The organism is Sphingomonas sp. (assembly GCF_048594985.1).
Lineage (GTDB): Bacteria > Pseudomonadota > Alphaproteobacteria > Sphingomonadales > Sphingomonadaceae > Sphingomonas_I.
This window is the reverse complement of record NZ_JBMDXG010000044.1, coordinates 1-2,321: the sequence shown is the minus strand read 5'-3', so window position 1 is coordinate 2,321 and position 2,321 is coordinate 1. Positions and strand designations below refer to the sequence as shown.

The 2,321-nt window shown below is 68.9% G+C and carries 2 protein-coding genes; one reads left to right on the top strand and one right to left on the bottom strand.

The features are described 5' to 3' along the window. Positions 1-114: 114 nt before the first annotated feature. Positions 115-1,629 (top strand): alpha/beta hydrolase, encoded by a 1,515-nt coding sequence (locus tag ACOJSF_RS01820; RefSeq protein WP_420140532.1) that lies wholly within the window; start codon positions 115-117, stop codon positions 1,627-1,629. Between the two features lie 21 nt (positions 1,630-1,650). On the opposite strand, the gene ACOJSF_RS01815 is transcribed toward ACOJSF_RS01820, so the two are convergent. Further along, positions 1,651-2,321, bottom strand: a 671-nt coding sequence (locus ACOJSF_RS01815) for an OmpA family protein (RefSeq protein ID WP_420140531.1), incomplete at its 5' end; no start/stop codon positions are given.

The window sequence follows — 2,321 nt, the reverse complement described above, 5'->3', positions numbered from 1 at the left end:
GCGATCGCGCCCGGCGGATCTTCCTCCAGCTGCGCGATCGCCGACGTGCCGTGATCCTGCCATTCGAGCTAGAATGACCGGCAGGATCCGCAGCACGGCCGGGGGCCCATCATCATGTTTCGAAGCTGGTTCACGCGCCTCCTGCGCCGGGCGGTCGTTGCCGCGCTTCTCGTCGTCGTCACCATCCTCGGCGTGCGCATCTACATGGTCGAGCAGGGGCCGCCGCTGGAGCTCTGGCACACCCATGTGCCGAAGGAACTCACCGTCGCGGCCATGGATGGCGGCACCTATGCCGATTATCTCGCGGCCGAAAACGCGCTGTTTGCCGAGGTGAAGAGCGCGGTGACGGACCGGCTCGAACCGGCCGAGCGCGTTCCTTTCAACCGCTATTTCGCCGGCAGCCCGGTCAACCCGGAGAGTTTCGCAGTCGACTGGAACCGCTCCTTCGAGCTCATGCCGGATGGCGAACCGACCGGCGCCGCCGTCTTCCTGCACGGGCTCACCGATTCGCCCTACAGCCTCCGCCACCTCGCCGCGCTCTATCGCGACAACGGCTTCGTCGCGATCGGCATCCGCCTGCCGGGCCACGGCACGGTTCCGGCCGGGCTGACCACCGCAACCTGGCAGGAGTGGATGGCGGCCGTCCGCCTAGCGGTGCGCGAGGCGCAGGCAAAGGTCGGCGACAAGCCGATCCATCTCGTCGGCTATTCCAATGGCGGCGCGCTGGCGATGCTCTACGCGCTCAATGCGATCGAGCAGCCGACGCTCGCAAGGCCAGCGCGTATCGTCCTCTTGTCACCGATGATCGGTGTCACGCCCTTCGCCCGCTTCTCGGGGATCGCCGGGTTGCCGGCGCTGCTACCGGCCTTCGCCAAGGCGGCCTGGCTCGACATCCTGCCCGAGTTCAACCCGTTCAAGTACAATTCCTTCCCGGTCAACGCGGCGCGCCAGTCCTATGCGCTGACGATGCAGGTACAAGATCGTCTGACGCGGCTCGCGCGCGAGGGGAAGCTCGGGCCGCTCGCCCCGGTGCTCGCCTTCCAGTCGGTGCTCGATGCGACGGTCAGCGCCCACGCCGTTGTCGACGCATTGTTCGGGCAACTGCCCGAGAACGGCAGCGAACTGGTCCTCTTCGACATCAACCGCCATACCGAACTCGGCCTTCTCTTCCGCGCGCAGAGCGAGACGCGGCTGGAGCGGCTGATCCCGCCGGCGCCGCGCCGCTATCGATTGACGGTTGTCGCCAACCGCGATCCCTCGACCGACGAGGCGGTGGCAAGGACCACGGAGGCCGGGTCGACGGACGAGATGGTGACGCCGATCGGCGCCCGGTGGTCGCCGGACGTCTACTCGCTGTCGCATGTCGCGCTGCCGTTCCCACCGGAGGATGGGCTCTATGGCGACCGGCCCGATCCGGCGGATGCCTTCGGCATCCATCTCGGCACGATCGCGGCGCATGGCGAGCGGAACGCGCTCATCGTCAGCCTCGACTGGCTGCTGCGCATCTCCTGGAATCCATTCTACGCCCTGGTGAGCGAACGCGTGGTGGCGGGGCTGCCCGCGCGCCCAACCCTGCCAGCATCCGCCGAGACGCCGCCAACGGCTGCGCCGGCGCCGGCGCAGCCCTGAGGCCGCGCCGATCATTCGGCGCTATCGGCCGAGCAGCGGCGTGATGTTGCGGATGGTGACGCGTCTGTTTTCGCGCGAGGGCCCGTCGGTCGGGATCTTGAGATAGTCCTCGCCATAGCCTTCCGTGACAAGGTTGCGTGGCGGCACCCCGAAATAGCGCACCAGAATGCTCGCCACCGACGCTGCGCGGCGTGCCGAAAGCTCCTGATTGGCCAGCCGCGTCCCGACCGCGTCCGTATGGCCTTCGATGAGGAAGACCTGGTCGGGCCAGCGCTCGACGATCCGCCGAACCGCGCGGCCGATCCGCTCCAGCTTCCACACCTGATCCTCCGGCACGCGGGCCGAGCCGCTCGGGAAGGTGATCGTGTCGAGATCGACCGCGGCAACCCGCTGGCGCAGACGGTCCGAGCGGCGGATCTCGTTCAGCGAATAGCCGCCGGGCCCGCCGCGCTGCGCGCCGCGAAGCGCGCGCTCGATCTCTGCTTCGCTGGCGCGTCCGCCGTCGAGATCGGCGCCGGGCGGCGGGGGAACCTCGCGCGGGTCATAGATGCGCGGCGGCGCCTCGGTCGTGGCGGGATTGCGCATGCGCGTGCGGTCGATGATCACCGCCTCGGTGCCGTTGGGCGCGATCTCGACGCGGCGGATGATCCGGCCGCTCGCGTCGCGCTGCTCGATGATGGTGCCGCCATCGG